This window comes from Dysgonomonas sp. Marseille-P4361, from assembly GCF_900343125.1.
GTDB lineage: Bacteria > Bacteroidota > Bacteroidia > Bacteroidales > Dysgonomonadaceae > Dysgonomonas.
On record NZ_OPYL01000008.1, the window covers coordinates 102,333 to 124,899 of the forward strand.

24 protein-coding genes and 1 pseudogene are annotated in these 22,567 nt (G+C 37.5%); 17 read left to right on the top strand and 8 right to left on the bottom strand.

The window, feature by feature from the left end; translation table 11 throughout:
• Positions 1-8: 8 nt before the first annotated feature.
• The 5 genes from DHU68_RS12830 to DHU68_RS12850 all read right to left on the bottom strand — a co-directional run bounded on the left by DHU68_RS12830 (position 9) and on the right by DHU68_RS12850 (position 4,902).
• On the bottom strand, positions 9-839 hold the full coding sequence (locus DHU68_RS12830) for an energy transducer TonB (RefSeq protein ID WP_108823400.1): 831 nt from the start codon (positions 837-839) through the stop codon (positions 9-11).
• A 24-nt stretch (positions 840-863) separates the two neighbouring features.
• A complete protein-coding gene (locus DHU68_RS12835; protein ID WP_108823401.1) occupies positions 864-1,517 on the bottom strand; it encodes a biopolymer transporter ExbD in 654 nt (217 codons plus the stop codon).
• A 34-nt stretch (positions 1,518-1,551) separates the two neighbouring features.
• Entirely contained in the window at positions 1,552-2,178 is a 627-nt protein-coding gene (locus tag DHU68_RS12840; protein ID WP_108823402.1) for a biopolymer transporter ExbD, read from the bottom strand.
• Between the two features lie 83 nt (positions 2,179-2,261).
• The gene (locus tag DHU68_RS12845; protein WP_108823403.1) at positions 2,262-3,104 is read right to left on the bottom strand and encodes a MotA/TolQ/ExbB proton channel family protein; all 843 of its coding nucleotides are present in this window, start codon (positions 3,102-3,104) and stop codon (positions 2,262-2,264) included.
• A gap of 412 nt (positions 3,105-3,516) precedes the next feature.
• A complete protein-coding gene (locus DHU68_RS12850) occupies positions 3,517-4,902 on the bottom strand; it encodes an aspartate kinase (RefSeq protein ID WP_108823404.1) in 1,386 nt (461 codons plus the stop codon).
• A 244-nt stretch (positions 4,903-5,146) separates the two neighbouring features.
• Between DHU68_RS12850 and DHU68_RS12855 the strand changes: the two genes are divergently transcribed.
• The 9 genes and pseudogenes from DHU68_RS12855 (at position 5,147) to secG (ending at position 13,558) form a co-directional block, all read left to right on the top strand.
• Positions 5,147-5,509, top strand: a complete 363-nt coding sequence (locus tag DHU68_RS12855) for a helix-turn-helix domain-containing protein (protein WP_108823405.1) — start codon at positions 5,147-5,149, stop codon at positions 5,507-5,509.
• A 55-nt stretch (positions 5,510-5,564) separates the two neighbouring features.
• Positions 5,565-8,018, top strand: a pseudogene (locus DHU68_RS12860) (DUF5686 and carboxypeptidase regulatory-like domain-containing protein).
• Positions 8,019-8,068: 50 nt separating this feature from the next.
• Entirely contained in the window at positions 8,069-8,977 is a 909-nt protein-coding gene (menA, locus tag DHU68_RS12865; protein ID WP_108823406.1) for a 1,4-dihydroxy-2-naphthoate octaprenyltransferase, read from the top strand.
• Positions 8,974-9,468 (top strand): metallophosphoesterase, encoded by a 495-nt coding sequence (locus DHU68_RS12870; RefSeq protein WP_108823407.1) that lies wholly within the window; start codon positions 8,974-8,976, stop codon positions 9,466-9,468. The genes menA and DHU68_RS12870 overlap by 4 nt, the downstream gene beginning before the upstream one ends.
• Before the next feature lie 65 nt (positions 9,469-9,533).
• A complete protein-coding gene (locus tag DHU68_RS12875) occupies positions 9,534-10,379 on the top strand; it encodes a lysophospholipid acyltransferase family protein (protein WP_108823408.1) in 846 nt (281 codons plus the stop codon).
• A gap of 219 nt (positions 10,380-10,598) precedes the next feature.
• A complete protein-coding gene (locus DHU68_RS12880) occupies positions 10,599-11,876 on the top strand; it encodes a sigma-54-dependent Fis family transcriptional regulator (protein ID WP_108823409.1) in 1,278 nt (425 codons plus the stop codon).
• Entirely contained in the window at positions 11,873-12,379 is a 507-nt protein-coding gene (locus tag DHU68_RS12885; RefSeq protein WP_108823410.1) for an LptE family protein, read from the top strand. The genes DHU68_RS12880 and DHU68_RS12885 overlap by 4 nt, the downstream gene beginning before the upstream one ends.
• 40 nt (positions 12,380-12,419) lie before the next feature.
• Positions 12,420-13,199 (top strand): hypothetical protein, encoded by a 780-nt coding sequence (locus DHU68_RS12890; protein ID WP_108823411.1) that lies wholly within the window; start codon positions 12,420-12,422, stop codon positions 13,197-13,199.
• Positions 13,196-13,558 carry a preprotein translocase subunit SecG gene (secG, locus tag DHU68_RS12895; RefSeq protein WP_108823412.1) on the top strand — a complete coding sequence of 121 codons (363 nt, stop codon included), beginning with the start codon at positions 13,196-13,198 and terminating at the stop codon, positions 13,556-13,558. The genes DHU68_RS12890 and secG overlap by 4 nt, the downstream gene beginning before the upstream one ends.
• A gap of 57 nt (positions 13,559-13,615) precedes the next feature.
• On the opposite strand, the gene DHU68_RS12900 is transcribed toward secG, so the two are convergent.
• A complete protein-coding gene (locus DHU68_RS12900; protein WP_108823413.1) occupies positions 13,616-14,065 on the bottom strand; it encodes a type I restriction enzyme HsdR N-terminal domain-containing protein in 450 nt (149 codons plus the stop codon).
• A 75-nt stretch (positions 14,066-14,140) separates the two neighbouring features.
• On the opposite strand from DHU68_RS12900, the gene DHU68_RS12905 reads away from it, so the two are divergent.
• The 5 genes from DHU68_RS12905 (at position 14,141) to DHU68_RS12925 (ending at position 18,482) form a co-directional block, all read left to right on the top strand.
• Positions 14,141-14,914: an AMP nucleosidase gene (locus DHU68_RS12905; protein WP_108823414.1), complete on the top strand. Its 774-nt coding sequence runs from the start codon at positions 14,141-14,143 to the stop codon at positions 14,912-14,914.
• Positions 14,915-14,922: 8 nt separating this feature from the next.
• Positions 14,923-15,927 (top strand): DNA polymerase III subunit delta, encoded by a 1,005-nt coding sequence (gene holA, locus DHU68_RS12910; protein WP_108823415.1) that lies wholly within the window; start codon positions 14,923-14,925, stop codon positions 15,925-15,927.
• Positions 15,928-15,938: 11 nt separating this feature from the next.
• Positions 15,939-16,880: an alpha/beta hydrolase gene (locus tag DHU68_RS12915; RefSeq protein WP_108823416.1), complete on the top strand. Its 942-nt coding sequence runs from the start codon at positions 15,939-15,941 to the stop codon at positions 16,878-16,880.
• 58 nt (positions 16,881-16,938) lie between these two features.
• Positions 16,939-17,778, top strand: coding sequence for a sugar phosphate isomerase/epimerase (locus tag DHU68_RS12920; RefSeq protein WP_108823417.1), 840 nt, complete (start codon positions 16,939-16,941; stop codon positions 17,776-17,778).
• Between the two features lie 200 nt (positions 17,779-17,978).
• A complete protein-coding gene (locus DHU68_RS12925) occupies positions 17,979-18,482 on the top strand; it encodes a pyridoxamine 5'-phosphate oxidase family protein (RefSeq protein WP_108823418.1) in 504 nt (167 codons plus the stop codon).
• 5 nt (positions 18,483-18,487) lie between these two features.
• On the opposite strand, the gene DHU68_RS12930 is transcribed toward DHU68_RS12925, so the two are convergent.
• A complete protein-coding gene (locus DHU68_RS12930; protein WP_108823419.1) occupies positions 18,488-19,045 on the bottom strand; it encodes an NUDIX hydrolase in 558 nt (185 codons plus the stop codon).
• 38 nt (positions 19,046-19,083) lie between these two features.
• Positions 19,084-19,899 (bottom strand): peptidylprolyl isomerase, encoded by an 816-nt coding sequence (locus DHU68_RS12935; RefSeq protein WP_255412508.1) that lies wholly within the window; start codon positions 19,897-19,899, stop codon positions 19,084-19,086.
• A 154-nt stretch (positions 19,900-20,053) separates the two neighbouring features.
• Here DHU68_RS12935 and pyrH point away from each other — a divergent pair, with 154 nt between their 5' ends.
• From pyrH to rsgA, 3 genes are all read left to right on the top strand, one after another.
• Positions 20,054-20,764 (top strand): UMP kinase, encoded by a 711-nt coding sequence (pyrH, locus tag DHU68_RS12940; RefSeq protein ID WP_108823420.1) that lies wholly within the window; start codon positions 20,054-20,056, stop codon positions 20,762-20,764.
• 33 nt (positions 20,765-20,797) lie between these two features.
• Positions 20,798-21,361, top strand: a complete 564-nt coding sequence (gene frr / locus DHU68_RS12945) for a ribosome recycling factor (protein WP_108823421.1) — start codon at positions 20,798-20,800, stop codon at positions 21,359-21,361.
• A 94-nt stretch (positions 21,362-21,455) separates the two neighbouring features.
• Positions 21,456-22,382, top strand: a complete 927-nt coding sequence (rsgA, locus tag DHU68_RS12950) for a ribosome small subunit-dependent GTPase A (RefSeq protein ID WP_108823422.1) — start codon at positions 21,456-21,458, stop codon at positions 22,380-22,382.
• Positions 22,383-22,567: the final 185 nt, after the last annotated feature.

The following is a 22,567-nucleotide window of genomic DNA, read 5'->3' on the forward strand; positions in this document are numbered from 1 at the left end:
TAGTAACGTTATTTCAGTCTAAATACAATTGGTAATGTAAAATAAACCGGAACGTTTTCTCCATTTTGTTTTCCAGGAACCCATTTAGGCATGGATTTCACAACTCTAAGTGCTTCACGGTCACAAGATGGGTCAATACCACGAACTACTGTTACTTCTGATATTTCTCCTGTTTTTGTTACCACAAAACGTAGAGTTACACGACCTGATATTCCTGATTCTTGCGCTACAACTGGGTACTTAAGATTATCAGAGATAAACTTGTGCATGGCCTCTTCTCCTCCAGGGAAAGCTGGCATTTGCTCTACAATTGTAAACGGTTTTTCTACTACAGGTTTCTCTTGCACAATTTGTTTGTGCTCTCTCAATTCTGCAATATCAACACCATGTTTATCATCTCCACCTGTTACTGTAGCTACCGAAATCTGGATTTTAGTTTCCTGTACTTCTGTTTGACTCACCATTTGATCTTCTGCCACTTCTTCATCCTTCGCAATTGTAGGAGGTACGAACTTTACAGTATTTTTCAATGGTGGTGGCGGTGGCGCAGTTTCTTGCTTAATCAGGTTCTCTTCCGGAACTACTGGTTCAGCTTCAACAGCCGACATTTCATAAGCCTCATCCATTGGTCCCATCGCAACATCTTGAGTTAAACTCTTTACTGCTGTAACAAGACTAGGCAAAGCTGATACGACTCCTGCAAATAGCAGAACTACAAGAAAGGCCACTATATGTCTTTTCGAGGAGGATTGACGAAGTCTAAATGCGCCATATTCCTTGTTTCTACCCTCAAAAACCACATTACGCCATTCTTCGGAATTTAATTTAATGTCTGACATTTTTTCCTATTTTTTTAAATGTGATTAATTAGATGCTGTTGCTCCAGCACCATGGGCCCCCTTAGTCTTATAGTTTTCTAATAAGAAGTTATCGCCATCAGCTATATCAACAATAGCATAAGTATCGATACTACAGATAGCCATTTCATCCAAAGCATCAACTAGATTACGGTAACTAGCATCTCCTGTAGGCTTAATAACTACAACCTGTGCTTTTTCTTTGTTACTTCTAACCTCTTTTGATCTTTCTCTAAATTCTTCTTCTTTTATCTCCTTATCTGCTAATTGACGTCTAAGATCTTTCATTTCATCAACAATCTCTTTATTGCGCTCTAATAATAATGCGCGAAGACCATCTGCAGCATAAGTGGTTTCCTTTAAGGTTGTATAATCTTCGTAATTCGGCATACCTTCATAATAATAGACTTTATCATCTTCGCCTAATATTAAAGTAATAGCCTTAGATTCTTTTACCTTAACTTCATCTTCTTCAGTTAATTTCTCGTCGGTTGGCATCGCAATCGTCATAATTTGAGGCTTACTCAATGTTGTACAGAACATGAAGAATGTGATCAATAACATGTTCATATCCACCATCGGAGTAAAGTCTACCCTCAAATTCATTCTTTTTGGTTTACCCTTCTTTGCTTCGCCACCGCCTTGTTGTACTTCTGCCATAATTTTACCTTTCTTTATTGTTTAAATTATGATATCAATCAATATTAGGAGCAGCTTTAAGAGAAGTAACCAGATTGTATCTGTTTTCCTTCATCTTAACAAGATTTTTCATCACCGCTTCCACAAGAGGATAAGGTGTTGTTTCACCTGCTTTGATTGCAATCTGCATTCCATCGCCGTTTACTTCACGAGCGCGCTTAATCCAACGTTCGAACTGATTATTTGCACTGTCAAGAGGCACCCCATATTTTTTAATTTCTTCGTCTTGATCTGTTATAGACTTATTTAAGAAATCAGACAATCTTCCAATTGGCACTCCAACGTGAGTTTGCTCGTTAAAAGATCTTTTTTGACCATCTGAAAACGTAAGTCCATAATCTTTCCCCACTAAATCAAGCACTTCTATATCTTTCCTAGTTGCCTTAGTATGTTCGTCAAAGTTCAAAAACACTTTTCCTTCTCCGTCAATCAATATAGTTAATACATTGTTTTCCGGAACTTTTGTTTCTGACACCGATCTTGGCGAAATTACTTGTACGGGCTCTTTAGGTAAGAAAGTTGCTGTCAACATGAAGAAAGTGAGCAAGAGAACAGTAACGTCACTCATCGCCGTCATGTCGATGAATGTATCGTGTTTTTTTGCTTTTACTGCTTTTCCCATTTTATTGCTTCCTTATTCTTTTTACTTAATAGAGTATAATTCATTAGATATTCCACAAATCAAGTTTGTGAAAAAATCTTAAATTATTTAGATAGACCTCCGTGGAATTTTGTATAAGTTTGACCTATAGCAAAACCAACTTCGTCTACAGCGTTAGTCATGTCTTCTACTCTACCAGAGAAATAAGAATAAGAAACGATCGCAGCAGCACCTGTACCAATACCCATCGCTGTGTTCATCAAGGCCTCAGAGATACCAAGAGCAAGAGCTGTTGAGTCAGGAGCTCCTTCTTGAGACATCGCACCAAACGATTTGATCATACCAAGTACCGTACCGAATAGTCCCATTAGTGTACCTAACGAAGAGATAGTCGCGATAACTGATAAGTTTTGTTGTAAATATGGTAATTCTAATGTAGTTGCTTCTTCAAGTTCTTTTTGAATCATAGCAGCTTTTTCATCATTGTTTAGATCTGTTAGTTTTTCAACATCAGCATAACGAAGAAGACCTGCTTTAAGGATGTTAGCAACAGAACCTTTTTGCTCATCACATAATTTAGAAGCACCTTCAATATCACCAGCGTCTAGTTTAGCTTTAGCGTTCATGATAAATTTAGTAGTACTACCTTTACCGCTAGCTTTGTTCAAAGCGAAGAATCTTTCTACAGAAAGAGTAAATACTGTTAATAATAATGTGATAACGATTGGAATTACAAAACCTCCATGATAAAGTGTACCCATTGCATTTCCATCAATTGGATTTCCTTTTTCATCAAAGTTTGTAGGTAAAATAGAACCAAGTGGATTTTCTGGGTCTCCAGCTCCTGCTACGATGTAAAAGAATAAGTGTCCTACGATAGCACATGCGATAACAACAAGAAACGCAGAAACGCCTTTCGATCTCGGTTTTTGATTTTTAGTTTCCATAATGATAATAAATAATTTAAGTTTAGTGAATTAATTTTTGTTTTATATTGTTATACATTTTAAAATCTCAGATTCAAAAAAAAGCCATTCAAAAGTGACAACAAGGCTACAAATATACTACTCCATTTTATCTTTCAAAGTATTTTTGCTCCAAATTTGCATTCTGAATAACGTCTTTAATAAAATACAACGTTGATGATTAGATTTTAGTCTTAGATAAAACAACTCTAATAAATATATTTTTCAATAAATAAATAAATAAAGGTATAATTATCTATAGATGCGAAGATTACACTACTAGATCCGTTTACCTGGTATTAAATTCTGGACTTTTCTTTATTCCAGCTTACAAAAATAGAACTAAAATTGATTCTATACAATTAAAAAAAACTAAAAAAGACTTTTTTTATTGCTATTTATCAATACACAATTCTTCGTTTAAGGCAATAACGGCTTCTTTATAGTGTTCTCTCTTGATCACAAACTGCATATTTACCTGCCTCAACGACTGTCCAAAGCTCTCTACATTTATCCCTCTATCGTACAAAGCTTTTGCTGCCTTATAAAGAAATCCTGGAATAGCGATATTTGTACCCATAGCGCAAACCAGAGCAACTCTTTCTTCTATTACCTGATAGAACACCTCTTCAAGCTCTGAGATCAACTCTCTAGACTTATAGTTATCCCAGACAACCATTGTTATAGAGTTTGCATTTGTTGATTTTAGAATATAACTCACCTTGTGCTTTTGAAAAATCTGCATAATACGCAAGTCGAAACCCACTTCTCCAACCATCATTGGATCGTGTATTTCTATAGCCAATACCTTGTTAGTACCTGAGACGATCTCTACTTTAGGCACCCCTGACACATAATCTTTAGTTATTAAGGTTCCCGGATGTTCTGGCTCGAATGTATTTTTTATGCGAATATTTATTCCTGCCAATTCGAGAGGCTTTGCTGCTTTAGGATGAATTGCCTCCATACCTATATCGGCTAACTGATCGGCTATAACATAGTTGGTGTACCCTACAGGTATAATTTTATCCACTCCTACTATATTAGGATCTGCACTGGACAGGTGATATTCTTTATGTATGATGGCTTCTACCGCTTTCACTTCCACAGCTACTTTACTGAAAGTAACCTCGGTATACCCTCTATCGAATGCACGCATGATACCCTCGGTACCCTTTGTATATCCTGTTACAACACAGAGAGTTTTGGAAAAATCCATCCCTTTGAATGCTCGATGGATACGTTCATCAATAGTCAAAGGCATTGAATCATTAAATCCGCAAAGATCAATGAAGCGAGCCGAAATACCATTATTATTCAAAATATTCACAGTATTCCAAGCCGAATGCGCTTCTCCGATCGAGGCCAATATTTCGCGGGCTGCAAGACAGATATCATCTGCATTTACATACCCAGAAGCCATTACTTTACTCAAACTATGAAGCATTGTTTTTGCCTGCTTGATGCGAAAAGTTATAAACTCGCGCGCCTCACCCTGATCAAGACCTATCTCCTCAAAGCCTTTATTTATTAATAACAGACGTTGACAAAGACTATCTAAACCTATGCTATAATCGCTATTTTCGAGAAATTGCACATATACACCCGGCTCACCCGTCTTTTTATGCTCCAAAAGCCAGTTTGTTACATTATTATATGCCGATACCACGAATATTCTATCATACAAATCTTCGGGAGCGCGCTTTCCAATAATTACATTCTCTAGAACGTCCTTGAATTGCGACATTGATGTTCCGCCAATTTTCTCTACAGTAAGCATTTCTTTCTAAAAAAGTTATTGATTAAAAGTTCGTGCAAAAATAATAAAATAATCCCATTATATATCTATAAAAAAGATATTGTAGTCATTTTCAAACATCTTCTTAACATAATGAAAACTAACTAATCTTTTCATAGACTTTTTACACCATAATACTCTACTATCATCAATTTACGTTTATACAAAAAAAAAGAATCTATATATTTACATTCTCAAAAAAACAACACATAAAAAAAATAACTAAATGACAAACAACGACAATACCCTAAATGCTTCCTGCTCTGAAAATCTTCTAGCTTTACGAGACACAATAGAAACACTTGGCGGAAAATGGAAATTACAGATACTACATTACTTAGTTGTGAACGAAAAGGAGAAGAATACATTCAAAAAGATAGAACGAGGCCTACCAGGCATTTCAGCAAAAATGTTATCTAAGGAGCTGAAAGAATTGGAACAAAACCAATTAGTAACGCGTGAAGTTATAATAGGCAAACCAACAACAGTGGAATACACCATCACAGAATACGGAAAGACTTCGAAAGAAATTACAGACACCCTTGTAGACTGGGGAAAGAAGCACCGCAAAAGAATATTAGGCAAATAGAACAATAATTATTCCTTAAACAGGTTGTATTTAACAATAACCAATTAACAAACTTATGAGGAGCTTCTGCTTAATTATCACAATACTCTTTTCCTCCATTTTATCTGGGCAAAACTTCAAGGGAAGAATAACAGACTCCAAAGGAGAACCTTTGCATGGCAGTTTCGTCTACATTAAGGAAATCAATCAAGGCTTAGCTTGCAACGACGAGGGTTATTATCAAACAACGTTGAAAGAAGGCAGTTACACTACAGAATTCAAATGCTTAGGCTTTAAGTCTATAGAAAAAGCTATCGAAATAAAAGGAAACGAGCCCACCATCGTTGATATTTCTCTCAAAGAATCTCCTTTCAATCTCAGCGAAATAACAGTCTCAGCAAAAGAAGACCCAGCCTATGCCATTATACGCAAGGCTATAGAAAAAGCCCCCTTATACGCAAGTGCTGCAAAAGAGTATAAAGCAGAGGCATACATCAAGGTTAATGCAGAGCTATTAAAGACATCTTCTTTTATAGATATGATCGCAAAAAAAGGCGAAGGTATAAAACTCTCTGAATTTAAGGATCAACTCTTTATGCAGGAATCTTTCAACGAAATTCACTTCACAGCTCCCGACAAATACAAACAGACTGTCAAAGCTTTTTCGAGTAGTATCCCCGACAACATGAACCCTGAAGGCGCTATGGGATTAATGACCTCATCTCTATACAACCCTAAAATGGGGATGTTTGTTTCACCCCTCAACCCTAAAGCTTTCTCCTATTATAAATTTCGTTACGAGGGCTTTATTGACGAAGAAGGACTAAACATCAATAAAATAAAGGTAGATCCTAAATTCAAAGACCCTATCCTGTTCGATGGCTATATTTACATAGCTGACAATACATGGCATATCCATTCTGCAGAATTAGCAACAAATGCCTTTGGAATAAAGCAAGATTACAAAATATCTTACCAAGAACTGGATACCAACTTATATCTCCCCATCACCTATATTATGGATGCCGACATCAACTTTCTTGGCATAGGAGCAGCCATGAATTATTATGCATCCCTGACTTATAAAGACATTAAACTAAATAAAGACATAGTAGAGAGTAGCATAAATAAAAAAGAGAGTAAAAAACGAAATTTCGAAATTGCAGTCAGAGACTCCCTTTATTCAATCACTTCCGATAGCTTAGCCAACAAACGTGATTCTGCCTACTGGACAAACATAAGGATAGTTCCTTTAGACAAAAGAGAAATAGCCAGCTTACAGAAAAAAGACTCGATACAAATTCACTTAGATTCTACCCGCAGGGCATACAACAACAAATCATTCTCTTGGGAAGATCTTATTTCGGGAGGGCAAATCGGCAGAGACTCCAGTAAAATTACTTTTACCTACAATGGGCTGATGCGAGGACTCCTACTCCACGAATACAACTTTGTAGACGGTCTATGGATGGGGCAATCAATTAGTTAAAAAACAAAGTTAAGAAAGAAGAATGAGCTAGAAATTGCTCCTTATTTATATTACACTTTAGCCCGAAAAAGATTAGTAGGCGGTGGCGACATCAATTTATCTTATGCCCCTATGAGACTTGGTAGGCTCAATATTTCAGCCGGATCGGTCAGTGAGGACTATAACCCGAATGGGATTCATCGCTTCAACAATTTCTCAAGTTCTTTAATCAAAGGAAAAAATTACAGCTTCTTTTATCAAAAGAATTTCGTTTCTGCAACTAATAGCATAGACATTTCCAACGGCTTAAGATTTCATACCATTTTCGAAATAGCCAATCGTCACGGGCTTAGCAATCACACAGATTACACATGGGGAAAAAAGAGTAAAATATCAGAAAACATCCTACCGAACGACAGATTCAACAAAGTAGAATACCGACTTGGGTTAGATTATACCCCTTATGCTTATTATACAATAAGAGATGGTGTGAAAAACTATGTAAAACGCACCTCTCCTACTTTCTTTATGAGGTTTCAACATACATTGCCAACAATAGAGGGTAAACGAAAACAATTTTACAAGCTGTATGGAGGATTGGATCAGTATATTAAACTAAATGAATTCTCTTCTTTCCATTACCTTCTTGAAGGGGGAGGTTTTTTAGGGAATAAAAATTACATTCATTTCGCAGACTTCCAGCATTTCAACACTTCGGATGTAATGATCAATCTAAAATCTCCATTCAGTTCATTTATGCTGCTTGATAATTATACAGCTTCTACGAATAAATACTGGGTACGGACAAATATCAACTATACGAATGAATACCTTCTACTAAAACGCCTTCCATTCTTGCAAGGAAAGATGTTTAGCGAAACACTTCACTTAAAGAGCCTATATACTCCGGACATGAAGTTGTACACCGAAGCCGGTTATTCAATAAATCTCACCCAATTAGTCAATGCAGGTGCTTTCGTATCGTTCCAAAAAGGGAAATACCAAGATTTCGGCATTCGCCTTATATTTGACTGGGAAGGAATGAAACGAGCTTTCGAGTAAAATAATTTATTCGTTAGAGGTAAAATTTTTACCTTTGCAAAAACATTTTTATGGCATCTTTCAACTCTTGGATATCGGCTCTACGCCCTCGAACATTATTCCTTGCTGTAGCTACAGCCCTTTGCGGAAGTGGTATTGCATACAGTACAGGCAAATATAGCATTCTTGTATTTATTCTCACCATTCTGATTGCAACCATCTTGCAGTTGCTTTCTAATATGGCAAATGACTTGGGAGACTTTCAGCACGGAACAGACATTACCGGCGAGCGTGTTGGACCTCAGCGCACCGTACAAAGCGGCGCAATCACACCTTCACAAATGAAGAAAGGAATTTTGATTGCTATCGGAGCGGCGGCTATAGTTGGCGCCTTGCTAATATATGTGGCTCTGCAATTTATGGAGTTAAAGTATATTCTTCTGTTTCTGGTATTAGGTGCAGCGAGCATCGTTGCCGCTATAAAATATACAGCCGGAAAGAATCCCTACGGATATAAGGGACTAGGTGATATTTTTTCTTTCACATTCTTCGGACTGGTTTCTGTAGTAGGAACTTATTTTCTGCATACTCATACTATCGACTTTCAACCTTGGCTACCCGCTATTGGTCTAGGACTATTGACTATTGCGGTACTCAACCTCAACAATATGCGCGACTTGGACAATGATAAGAAGTCGGGGAAAATCACTATTCCTGTACGCATAGGACTGAAAAACGCAAAACGCTACCATGCCTTTCTTACTTTGGGGGCATTAGTTTGTTTCGTAATTTATTCCGTTATCTACACTGAGGCGTGGTATCAATATCTATATCTATTGTGTTTTCTCATTTTCATCAAATTGCTGATAAACATTTTTAAAATAAAAGAAAACAAACTGCTCGATCCTTATTTGAAATACACTTCTATGGGAACGTTTATCTTATCGGTTTGTTTCTGTATTTGCATCAATCTGGCATGAAAAGAATAGGACTATTATCCGACACACACAGCTGGTGGGACGAAAAGTATCTGAAATACTTTGCGGACTGCGATGAGATATGGCATGCAGGCGATATAGGCTCAATGAATCTTGCTTTAAAATTCGAGGCCATAGGAAAACCATTCCGCGCTGTTTATGGGAATATTGATGATAGTAAAGTGCGAGCAGCTTATCCTAAATTTCAGCGATTCGACTTAGAGGATGTAGATGTTCTGATGACTCACATCGGTGGATATCCCGGCAAATACGATCCTCGCGTAAAAAGAATATTAACAATAAAACCACCTAAGCTATTTATCACCGGACATTCTCATATATTGAAAGTGATGTTTGACCAAAAACTAAATTGCCTCCATATCAACCCTGGTGCTGCGGGTAAATATGGTTTTCACAGAGTTAGAACATTAGTCAAGTTTTCGCTCAACAAAGGAAATATATTCGACCTTGATGTAATAGAATTGAACGACTAACTTTTCTTAATAATTTTGGAATTACTCTCTTTTTGACGAAATTTGCAGTTTGAAAATCATTCGAGATGAAAGAAAAACTATTAAGCTACGACGACATACGAAAAATGAGTCCGATTTTACAAGGACCATTAGGCAAGCCTCTCATTAAATTTGCAATGGCTTTGACCGGAATGAACAAGGTCAATCGCATATACGATGCATCCAAACAGTACGAAGGTGTTGATTTTTGTACGCACCTGTTAAAAGATGTGGGTGTAAATATAGTCGTTGAAAATATTGAAGTATTGAAGCAATATGAAGGACAAGCCTTTGTCACCGTATCTAACCATGCCTACGGACACATCGACGGGATTGCTGCAATAGCAACTGTAGGAACTGTTCGCCCCGATTATAAGATGATGGTTAATTTCATTCTTGGAATGATTGACACTATGGCTCCGAATTTTATCGCCGTTAATCCTTTCCAAAGTGGAAAGATGGCAAGCAAATCGAGTCTGGAAGGTATCAAACAATCAATAGATCATCTCAAAAACGGGCATCCTCTAGGTTTTTTCCCTGCCGGAGCCGTATCGAAAACCAAAATAAGAAACTTCAAGATGGAAGTAGAAGACCGCGAATGGCAAGAACCCGTCCTGAAGCTTATGAAGAAAGCCAAGGTGCCTATCATACCCATGTATTTTAGTGGTAACAATTCTTGGTTCTTCAACTTCCTCGACCTTGTAAACTGGCGCCTGCGCTCGCTTCGTCTCGGACACGAAGTATATAACAAAAGAGGTAAAACAATCTATCTTCGTCTGGGACAACCAATCCTTCCTGAAGAACAAGCTCAATATTCGAACATAAAGGAATTCGGAGAATTTCTGAAAGCCAAAACCTATGCTCTGGCTAAGAGTTCGGACAAAATGAAATAAAAATAATAGTAGTACATAGTAGTAAACAGATAAGTAAGGTGATACATTCGTGTATCACTTTTTCTTACTATACAAATCAAGCTATCTTTAGAAATCTTCACTAAAAAAGGCTGACAAAGCAGGAATAAATATGTAATTTTGTCAGGTTTCGATAAACTTAACTATTTAGCGACGTGTTTATATATAACAAGCTTATTTATACTAACACGAATCTTAGATATGGCAAAACCTGATATTCAACAAGTAAAACAACGTTTCGGTATTATAGGTAACAGTGCAGACCTAAACCGGGCTATAGATATCGCTCTTCAAGTTGCTCCTACCGATATGTCGGTGCTGGTAACGGGAGAAAGCGGAGTGGGAAAAGAAAACTTCCCTCAAATCATACACCAATTTAGCCACCGCAAACATGGCACTTACATTGCTGTCAATTGCGGGTCTATTCCCGAAGGAACGATTGACTCCGAACTATTCGGACATGAGAAAGGCTCCTTTACGGGTGCTACCGGCGAACGCAAAGGATACTTTGAGGTAGCCAACGGAGGAACTTTGTTTCTCGACGAAGTGGGCGAACTCCCTCTTTCTACACAAGCTCGTTTGTTACGTGTGTTAGAAACAGGAGAATTTATAAAAGTAGGATCGTCTAAAGTAGAGAAAACGGATGTACGCGTAGTTGCTGCCACCAATCTGGATATGATAAGTGCTACACGCAACGGTCGTTTCCGCGAAGACTTGTATTACCGCCTCAATACTGTCCCCATCAGAATTCCTGCGCTAAGGGACAGAAAAGACGACATTCCTTTATTGTTTAGAAAATTTGCCAGCGACTGTGCGGAGAAATACAGCATGCCTCCTATTACATTGACCAACGAGGCTCGAGAAATGCTGAAAAACTACTATTGGCCGGGGAATATTCGTCAACTAAAAAACATCACAGAGCAAATATCGATAATAGAGCAGGCACGTGAGATAACGCCTGAGATTCTTCGCTTATATTTACCCGAAAATGAGGTTGGACTAGTACCTATTGGAACGATAAACAGCAGTGAGCAGAAAAGTTTCAATAACGAGCGCGAAATTCTTTATCAGGTACTGTTCGATATGAAGAAGGATATGAATGAACTAAAGAAAATTGTTCACGACATCGTTGCCGGAAAACTATCTCCGAATGATATTATTTCTGCTTCTTCCATTACGAACCAAGACACTCCGTTGACTCCAATGGTAGTAAGTCCCCACGAATATGCTCCTTCAATAACGAATGTAAAAGAAGATAAACATACGATTATACCGCCATCCAGCATTTCGGATGCCGATATCATCGAAGCTCCGGAGTATGAAGAAGAAACTCTTTCTTTGCAAGATGTGGAGAGAGATATGATAAAGAAAGCCTTGGAGCGTCACAACGGAAAAAGAAAAAATGCAGCTCAGGACTTAAAAATATCTGAACGGACATTATATAGAAAAATAAAAGAATACAACTTGGAAAATTTATGAAAAGAAACATCATAATATTATTTATACTCATTCTTGTTTCCGGATCGTGTACCGTTTCTTACAAGTTTAACGGCGCTTCTATCAACTACGACGAGACTCCTGACATTTCTATTCAGGATTTTCAGAATCAGGCTCTTCTCGTATACCCTCCATTAACTCAGCTTTTCAATGAAGACCTGAAGGATATGTTTACCCGCAGGACTAAACTGAGATTTAATTCGGTTAATCCTTCTATGGAGCTTGAAGGAGAAATTACACGTTACGACCTTACACCTATGGCGGTGCAGGAAGACAGAATGGCTTCGCAGACACGCCTAACAATGGCTGTAACATTCCGCTTCAGAAACAACAAAAGACCAGAAAAGGATAAGGAAGAAACTATATCAGCGTACAGAGATTTCGACAGCAATCAGATGCTGACAGATGTACAAGATGAACTGATCAAAGAGTTGACAAAAGATATTGTAGATCAGATATTCAACTCGACAATGTCGGATTGGTAATACATACTACCTACAATTAATCAACGAAATCAAAAAAACAATGAATATTCAACACTTTCACCAAATTGCAAGAAGGGAAACCGATCCTACAATAGAGGATATATTTCCCCTCAGAGAATTGGTGAATGAATATCCTTACTTTCAAGGTGCATTGTTCGCTTATCTGAAAGCTCTTTATCTGTATGACTTTAATGGCTTCAACCCCGAATTATCAAGATTGAGCATCACTATATCGGACAGAAAGGCTCTTTTTTATTATATACTGAGCGAGGAGTTTGACTACTTCTTACAGCAGACCGGCAAAAAAGAAATTGAAGAGGATAGAACAAACATTCTGCTCAATGCCTTTTTCGAATCCAGAGATGAAGACTTAGGGATGGAGGAAGATTTAGAATACAGCATTTCTAACTCCAGTCTGGCCTCTACCGATTATTTTTCTTACCTGCAAGCAGAAGAGAAAAGAGATACTACAGGGCATACTACCGAAGAGAAAAAGTTAAAACACCAAAGTATAATTGATACTTTTATCAATAAAGCAGAAAGCGAAGATGGCATCCGCATCATTCCTACAGAAGAAGCTAGCACTCCTCCGTCCCCCCAAAAAAGCGAGATAAAAGATGATGGAGAGGAACTAAACGAAGATATTTTCTTCACCGAAACGCTTGCAAAAATATATATCAAGCAAAAGAAATACGAAAAAGCTTATAAAATTATTAAACATTTAAGCTTGAATTATCCGAAAAAAAATATTTACTTTGCAGACCAATTGATTTTTTTGGAAAAACTGATTATAAATACGAAATTTAAAGATACAAAATGACAACGCTTATTACTATTCTAATTGTAATTGCATCAATTGCTCTAATACTAATAGTTCTTGTTCAAAACTCTAAAGGAGGAGGTTTAGCTTCCGGATTCTCATCTTCAAATGCCGTTATGGGTGTTCGCAAGACAACTGATTTTATAGAAAAAGCAACTTGGGGATTGGCATGCTTTGTAATGGTAATGAGTATCATATGCGTTATGATTTCACCAAAAAGCGTTAATAATGCATTACAACCAGAAGTAGGTGCTCCTGCTCCGGTTAATACAGGAACTCCTGATATGTCAACAACTCTACCTATGCCAGGAACAGATGCTCCGGCAGCTGAACAACCGGCAACAACTCCGGCTGAATAATAAGAAAGACAATAAACTTATATAGAAAAGCTTCTCTTGATTTAAGAGGAGCTTTTTTTATAGATCTGTATAATGAGGGATATCCGATAAATATTCGAACGACTGAGTAGTATAATCTATTTTGCAACAATAGTGATTTATGCCATTCGACACAATCAAATATTTCACTTTCAACACAATATTGTAGCGTACTATCTGATCAAAAACATCCTGAGTAATATTCACATCGGGCGCTTTGTATTCAACTATTACAATCGGCTGCAATTCTTTATCATACACAACCGAGTCGCAACGACGCTTCTGATTATTCAGATTTATCTGAATCTCATTTGCTATCAACGAAGATGAATACCCCTTCTCTGTGGTCAGGTAATTGATAAAATGCTGACGAACCCACTCTTCGGGAGTAAGTGCGATAAACTTGCGTCGCAACTGATCGAAAACGACAGGCTTGCCGTTTACCTTTTTTACTTTTATATCAAAAGGGGGTAAATTTAAATCTAACATTTGTTACCTTTGTTTATCTCCAACAAAAAAGAGGATAGACTTGTTTAATTATAAACAAATTTAAAACTATTTTATATGAAAACAAAACAAGAAATAGTCGAAAACTGGCTACCAAGATACACCAAAAGACCTTTGGAACAATTCACAAAACATATTCTACTCACCAATTTCTCGAAATATGTAGAAGTCTTTGCCGATCATTTCAAAGTGCCTATCATTGGGCTTGATGGTAATATGCCAAACGCTTCTGCTGAAGGGATTACCATTATAAACTTTGGGATGGGAAGTGCAAATGCAGCTACTATCATGGACCTGCTTAGCGCAGTTGAACCCGAAGCTGTATTGTTCTTAGGCAAATGTGGCGGTATAAAAAAGATCAACAGTGTGGGTGACTATATTCTGCCTATTGCTGCAATACGAGGAGAGGGTACGTCGAACGACTACTATCCACCGGAAGTTCCTTCTTTACCTGCATTTAGTCTGTTGCGCTCTGTTTCCTCTACCATACGAGATCATAATCGCGACTATTGGACAGGGACTGTTTACACTACCAACAGACGTGTATGGGAACATGACGACTCATTCAAAGAATATCTTCGCAAGATACGTGCGATGGCTGTAGATATGGAAACAGCTACACTTTTTACTTGTGGTTTCGCCAATCACATCCCAACTGGAGCATTGCTGTTGGTATCTGACCAACCGATGATTTCCGATGGGGTAAAAACTGAGAAAAGCGACCAGATTGTCACTCAGAATTTTGTAAGAGAGCATGTCATGGTAGGTGTAGAAGCACTTACAACATTAATAAACAATGGACAGACCGTAAAACACTTACGATTTGAATAACAGTAAATATGACTTTTGAACAACTAAAAGCCGATATAAAAAATAGAAAGTTCAAACCCATATATCTATTTATGGGTGATGAACCTTATTATATAAACGAGCTAACAAACCTCCTGACAGAAACCGTACTTCCCGAAGAAGAGCGCGATTTCAATCAAACCATTGTTTACGGCATGGAAACGAATGTGCCTGCCGTTATCACAATGGCTCGCAGCTTCCCTATGATGTCCGATTATCAGTTGGTAGTAATCAAAGAAGCGCAAAATCTGAGTAAGATTGAAGAATTGGAGATTTATGCAAAAAATCCACTACACTCTACCATTCTTGTTATCAATTACAAAGGAGGAAATTTAGATAAAAGAAAAAAATTATATGCTGCTATAGACAAGCATGGAATAGTATTCGAGTCGAGTAAGATTCCGGAATATAAGATTCCTGCATTTATTATTTCTTATATCCAAAGTAAAGGATTAACGACAGACCAGAAGTCGGCTCAGATGCTATCCGACTATTTAGGAAATGATTTGAGTAAACTGACCAACGAAATAGCCAAACTATTGATAGCTATTCCGGCTGGACAGAAGCAAATATCAGCTGACCTGATAGAACAAAACATAGGGATCAGTAAGGATTTCAACAACTTTGAATTACTGAAAGCCATAATAGAGAAGAATATCTATAAGGCTAATCAAATAGCCGATTACTTTGAAAAGAACCCGAAAAACAATCCGATGATTGTAACCATGATCGTTCTATTCAATTTTTTCAGCAACCTCATGATTTGTTATTGGGCAAAAAATAAAACAGAACAGGGAATTGCCGCAGAGCTTGGCTTTAGGAACCCATATCAGGCAAAAGATTATGTAATAGCCCTGAAGAATTATAATGCCTTTAAGTGTATGGAGATTATCAGCTTGCTGAGAACATACGACGCTAAATGCAAAGGTGTGGATAATGTTTCTGCATCTGATGGCGAACTTCTAAAAGAACTTTTATATAAAATAATGCATTAAAATTATCTACCATGAAAAATTTCAGTGTACTTTTCGCTTTATTGTTTCTGTTGTTTGCGTGTAACAAACCAATAGAGAAAGAAAATAAAATTGTAGATAAACAAACCTACATTTTTTCTATAAAGGGAACTGATACTCTTCGCATGGACAGATACAACAAAACCGCTATCGAAGGAGAAAAACCTTGTGTTATTTATGTCTTTGGCGGTGGATTCAAAGCCGGAAGCCGCTCTAGTGAAAGCTATGACAAATTCTTCAACTTTCTGCTCGACAAAGGCTATCAGGTAATTTCTATCGATTACCGATTGGGACTGAAAGAAGTACAAGATCCGGCAGCTTATCCCGAAGCTTTACCTCGAAGTATTGGCTACGCTGTGGAAGATCTCTTTGATGCTACCAATTATATCTTTGCCAATGCTAAAGAATGGAATATTGATACTACAATGCTTGTTCCTTGTGGTTCGAGTGCCGGAGCAATAACAGCCCTACACGCAACCTACTCGATAGCAAACAAAGAGAAACTCAGCAGCAAGCTTCCTGTCAACTTCAACTATGCGGGAATCATCTCTCTTGCCGGAGCTATTTTTAGTTCTACAGCAAATCTGGATTGGAATCAAAAACCGGCTCCAATACTGTTATTTCATGGCGATGCAGACCGTAGTGTGCCTTTTGATAAAATAGAAGCTATGGGATTGGGCTTTTACGGATCAAAGCATATTTCAGAACAATTAAGTTCTATTCAATCACCCCATTTCTTTTATGAAGTAAAAAATGCCGATCACGAAATATCAAACACCCCTATTCAAGATAACTTGAACGAAATAGACACATTTTTAGAACAACTGGTTAAAGAGAAAAAACAGCTCATAATAAACACCCAGGTGGAACAAATAGGAAAACCTGAGCTAAAAAAAGAGCTGAATCTTATGGACTATATCAATTCGAATTTGTAACTTTAAACTCTATCTTTCAAAAAACTTAATCTAATAACCTTTTAAATAATAGCAAAACATGAGAACATGGATATTCAAAACACTCGCCATTGTGTGCGTGCACATATTTTTCCTGAATATAACTGTACAAGCCCAAACAACGAAAGAAGGATACAAGGATGACGGAGAACTATTCAAGGTAGCTATGGCAGGATATACTTTCGTCAACTTCGATCTGGACGAGACCCTGAAAATGATGCAAGAGGTAGAGGTAAATTATCTATGCATCAAAGACTTTCATTTACCGCTAAATAGCACTGACGAACAAATAGCTGAATTTCATAAAAAATTAGCTGCCGCAAATGTAGAAGGCTACGCTGTAGGACCTATTTACATGAACAGTAAAGAGGAAGTTGACAGAGCCTTTGAATATGCTAAAAGAGTTGGCGTAACTCTTATTGTCGGAGTTCCGGCTCACGAAGTATTGCCTTATGTGAACGAAAAGGTAAAAGAATACAACTTCAGATACGCTATACACCTTCATGGTCCCGACATAAAGCTATATCCTCATGCTACCGACATCTACAATCATATCAAAGATTTAGATCCTCGTATGGGTATATGCTTAGATATAGGTCACAACAAGCGTGCGGGTCATGACCCTATTGCTGACTTGAAAAAATATAAAGACCGAATCTTTGACATTCATATGAAAAATACGACAGCGGCCAGCAAAGAAGGGCGCAGTAGTGAGATAGGAAGGGGTATCGTTGACATTCCTGCATTTGTTAGAATGCTCAGAGAAGTAAAATATTCGGGAGCTTGCAGCTTAGAGTACGAAAAGAATATGAAAGACCCACGCTCGGGTATAGGACAATCAATCGGTTATTTCAGAGGTGTCATTGATGCCACTAAATAAAGAGATTAAGGTACACCCTACCTTAGTATCAAACCTTATTAATATATACAATTTTCATTTGGCGGGTCATAAAAATACTCGCCAAATTTATTTGTCGTGATTTACAATAAAACCGAATATAGCAAAAGCTAAAACTAGAAATTTCTAAAACTGACAGCAAGTAGTTATCTTTGCACCGATTAAATAAAACTTATTGCCTTATGATGACCGTTACTGTAGAAGAACGTGCCTTGATAGAAGAAATAATTACAAAGAATAAAGTATGTTATGTTGGTATGATAGGGACCGATGGACTACCTTATGTTCTCCCTATGAACTTTGGCTATGCTAATGACACTATCTATCTGCATTCGGCACAGGAGGGGTCTAGTGTAAGAGCATTGGAAAAGAATCCGAATGTATGTATTACGTTCTGTACCGATCCGCAACTCACTTACCAGAACGAAGAAGTTGCATGTAGCTATAGGATGAAGTGCGCGAGTGTATTGTGCAGAGGTAAAGTTGTATTCGAAGAGGACTTTGAAGAAAAGGTAAAAGTGCTGAATATACTTATGAAACAATATACCGACAGACCTTTCACCTACTCTACTCCTGCCGTTAACAATGTCAGAATCTGGAAAGTAGAAATTGAAGACATCTCAACCAAAGTATTCGGCGTTCCACACCCTAATTCCAGAAATTACAAAGACAAGTTAGAGTTTTAGCCGGACTACATTAACTTATTTATTGCCATATACTTCCACAGAGGAGCCAGCTGAGTTGCCTGTTTCATCTCATCGCTCAGAAGCAACTCTCTTACTTCATCAAGGCTTAGCAGATGGACTGTAATATCCTCAGACGGTTCAAGATGTTGTTCTGAAACTTTCTCTACATCAGCAGCTAGAAAGCAATATGTAATATTATTTGTAGAGGAACCATTAGCCGAAATTGCGGTCAACAACTCCCAGTTACCGTTTCCATAACCAGTCTCCTCCTGCAGTTCGCGTCTAGCCGACACAATAGGTTCTTCGCCTTCTTCACAGACTCCGGCGCATAACTCCATAAAATACCCTCTCAATCCATGACGATATTGGCGAACAAAAGGAAACTTTTGATCTTTCGTTATTGCTATAACGTTCACCCATGAAGGATACTCAAATACATAGTAACTAGGGATTTCGTTCCCATTAGGGAGTCTTACATGATCTCTGCGAACCGTAAACCAAGGCTCGTTCCCCAGATATTCACGATCTAACACCTCCCAAAGCTTATCTTTAGATTGATCCATTCTTATTTATACTATTTGACCTGTAAAAAATCTTCAGACTATTCTTGCACTATTATATCTTTTATAATCACTCGCTGAATAGGCTTGTCCTTCGAGTTTGTCTCCACATTTTGTATCTTATCTACTACATCCATGCCTTCCAGGACTTCGCCAAACACAGTATATTCTCCATCAAGGTGTGGCGTTCCTCCTATTGTCCGGTACAGTTCTCGTTGTTCGTCACTATATAAGGTCTCCCCTTTTCTAGCTTCTGCTTCCTGCTCTGCCTGAGTTCTCCATTGCTCTCTTATCTCCGTTATAGCAGAACGCTTCCCTTCCTTATACAAAGCCTTGATAGTATCCATATTGGCGGATTGGATTGTATTATAGATATTCTGTTTCAATCTCTCGAAACGTTGTTTTTCTATTCCATTCATCTTTTCCTCGTAACATTTCTCTCCTGTCACAATATAGAACTGAGAAGCATCAGACGCCTTTGTTGGGTTTTCTGCATCTCCCCATCGTGCAGCAGCCAAAGCACCACGCTTATGAAAATATTGCGGGAATCTAAATTCGGCAGAAATAGTATCGCCTAGAGTTTTATCTTCAACAATTGTAGAATCTGCCTCATTTCTACTTTTAGGATCTCCTCCTTGTATCATGAAATCTTTAATAACACGATGAAAAGTCAGATCTTTAAAAAAACCGGCTTTAGCCTTTTCTATAAAATTATCTCTATGGATAGGTGTTTCATTATAGAGTTTCACTTTTACATCACCATAATTGGTTTTAATTAGAACAATTGGTTCTTCCGATTTACTACTACACATTGTTGTTGCAAATAAAATTAAAATAATTGACCACAAATTTTTCATATCATTATCTTATGAGGTAAGGCAAAGATAATTATTTTTCACCCCTTAGTAGAAATACCACAACAATAATCTTACTGTTTGGAGCTTTCTCTCCCCTATTAATTTTTTATAATTTCGTAATTTGTGTTAGATTTGCATTAGATAATATTTGAATATGGTAAAATACGGCAGAATACTCCTAAAACTTAGCGGAGAATCCCTAATGGGAGAGCAACAATACGGTATCGATGTTAATCGACTGAACGAATATGCAACGCAAATAAAAGCTGTGGCAGATATGGGCGTTCAAATAAGTATAGTTATAGGAGGCGGGAATATATTCCGAGGACTGAGCGGTTCGTCTGATGGCTTTGATAGAGTAAAAGGCGATCAGATGGGAATGCTTGCAACCGTAATCAACAGCTTAGCATTAAGCTCTGCATTGGTCGCCATAGGTCAAAAAGCCAGAGTGCTTACAGCTATACGAATGGAACCTATAGGTGAAATATATAGCAAGTGGAAAGCTATTGAAGCAATGGATAACGGCGAAGTAGTAATCTTATCTTGCGGAACCGGTAACCCATTCTTCACTACAGATACAGGATCATCCCTTAGAGGAATCGAGATAGAAGCTGATGTTATGCTAAAAGGCACGAGAGTAGACGGAATTTATACAGCCGATCCGGAGAAAGACCCGAATGCTGTGAAATTTGATTCTATATCTTACGACGAAGTTTATAACAGAGGATTGAAAGTGATGGATATGACAGCAACTGTCATGTGTAAAGAAAACAACCTTCCTATTGTAGTCTTTAATATGGACATACCGGGCAACCTTGAAAAACTGATGAAAGGTGAGAAAATAGGAACATACGTACATACTTGATTGAAATAAATAAATTAAAACAATAAAGCTATTATGGCAACAGACTTAAAACAATTAGAACAAAAAGCAGAAGAAAAAATGCAATCTGCTATTGAATTTTTAGATGAAAGTTTGGCTCGTATCCGTGCAGGAAAAGCAAATCCAAGAATTCTAGATGGCATAAAGCTTGACTATTACGGCACACTGACTGCTCTGAGTGGTGTTGCTTCTATCAGCACTCCTGATGCAAGAACTATCATTGTTCAACCATGGGAGAAACAAATGCTAAAAGAAGTAGAAAAGGTTATCTTAAACTCAGATGTAGGTATCACCCCTGACAACAATGGAGAGATGATTCGTTTATCAATTCCGCCATTAACAGAAGAGCGTCGTAAGGCTTTGGTTAAGCAATCAAAACAAGAGGCAGAAGACGCTAAAGTTAGTGTTCGTAACGCTCGTCGCGATGCTATTGATTCTATCAAGAAATCTGTAAAAGACGGAGTGGCTGAAGACGTTGCCAAAGATGCTGAAAACGATATGCAAAAACTGCACGACAAATACATCAAGAAGATTGACGAGATTTTCGCTGCTAAAGAAAAAGAGATATTGACTATCTGATCAACATAAAACATATACGCAAGCCAATGTGACATATAATAGAAAGTTCTTTTATCATGTTATATTGGCTTAGTTATTATCACAACACTTCGTTATGAATGGTTTAGTAATTAAAAATACAGGCAGTTGGTATTTGGTTCGCACAGACGACGGACGCGATATCGAATGTAAGATAAAAGGCAACTTTCGTCTTAAAGGGATTCGCAGCACTAATCCAATCGCAGTAGGCGATAGAGTATCTATTATTGAGAACAACGAAGGAACTGCGTTTATTTCGGAAATAGAAGATCGAAAAAATTACATCATCCGTCGCTCGTCCAATCTTTCGAAGCAATCGCACATCATTGCTTCCAACATCGACCTATGCTTTCTTATTGTTACTATAAACCACCCCGTAACTTCTACAGTTTTCATTGATCGTTTTTTAGCATCAGCTGAAGCATACAGAGTCCCCGTAAACCTGATCTTCAACAAAACGGATATCTATTCAGAGGAAGAAACAGAATATATGGATGCGCTGATCAGCATGTACGATTATATAGGTTATCCCTCTATAAAAATATCAGCTTTGCACAAAGAAGGAATAAGCGCTTTACAAGATTTAATAAAAGGGAAAACAACATTATTCTCAGGACATTCAGGAGTGGGAAAATCTACTTTAATTAACACGCTGATACCTCACGTCGAGCTCAAAACTGGAGCTATATCTGATTATCACGGTAAAGGAATGCATACCACTACTTTTTCCGAAATGATAGAATTACCCGAAGGAGGCTTCATTATAGATACTCCCGGAATTAAAGGTTTTGGAACTGTATCGATGGAGAAAACTGAGATATTTCACTATTTCCCTGAGATATTTAAACTCTCGGCAGATTGCAGATTCAACAATTGCATACATATCAATGAACCCGGTTGTGCTGTTCTTGAAGCAGTAGAAAATCATTACATCAGCGAAAGTCGTTACAAGTCATACCTTAGTATGATGGAAGAAGAAGATGAGGAAAAATACAGAAAATAATTTTCCCCCTATTTTGACTCTCTCCGAAAAGGTCTAAAAAAACAAGCTTTATTATTTATCATAACATTAACAACACAACTTAAAACATCTTTTTCTCAAAAAGTTCAAAAATTCTTAAAGGAGATCTCTTCTATATACTAAATTCAAAATACGAGATTGCTCCTCATACTATTTAAATGAACTAA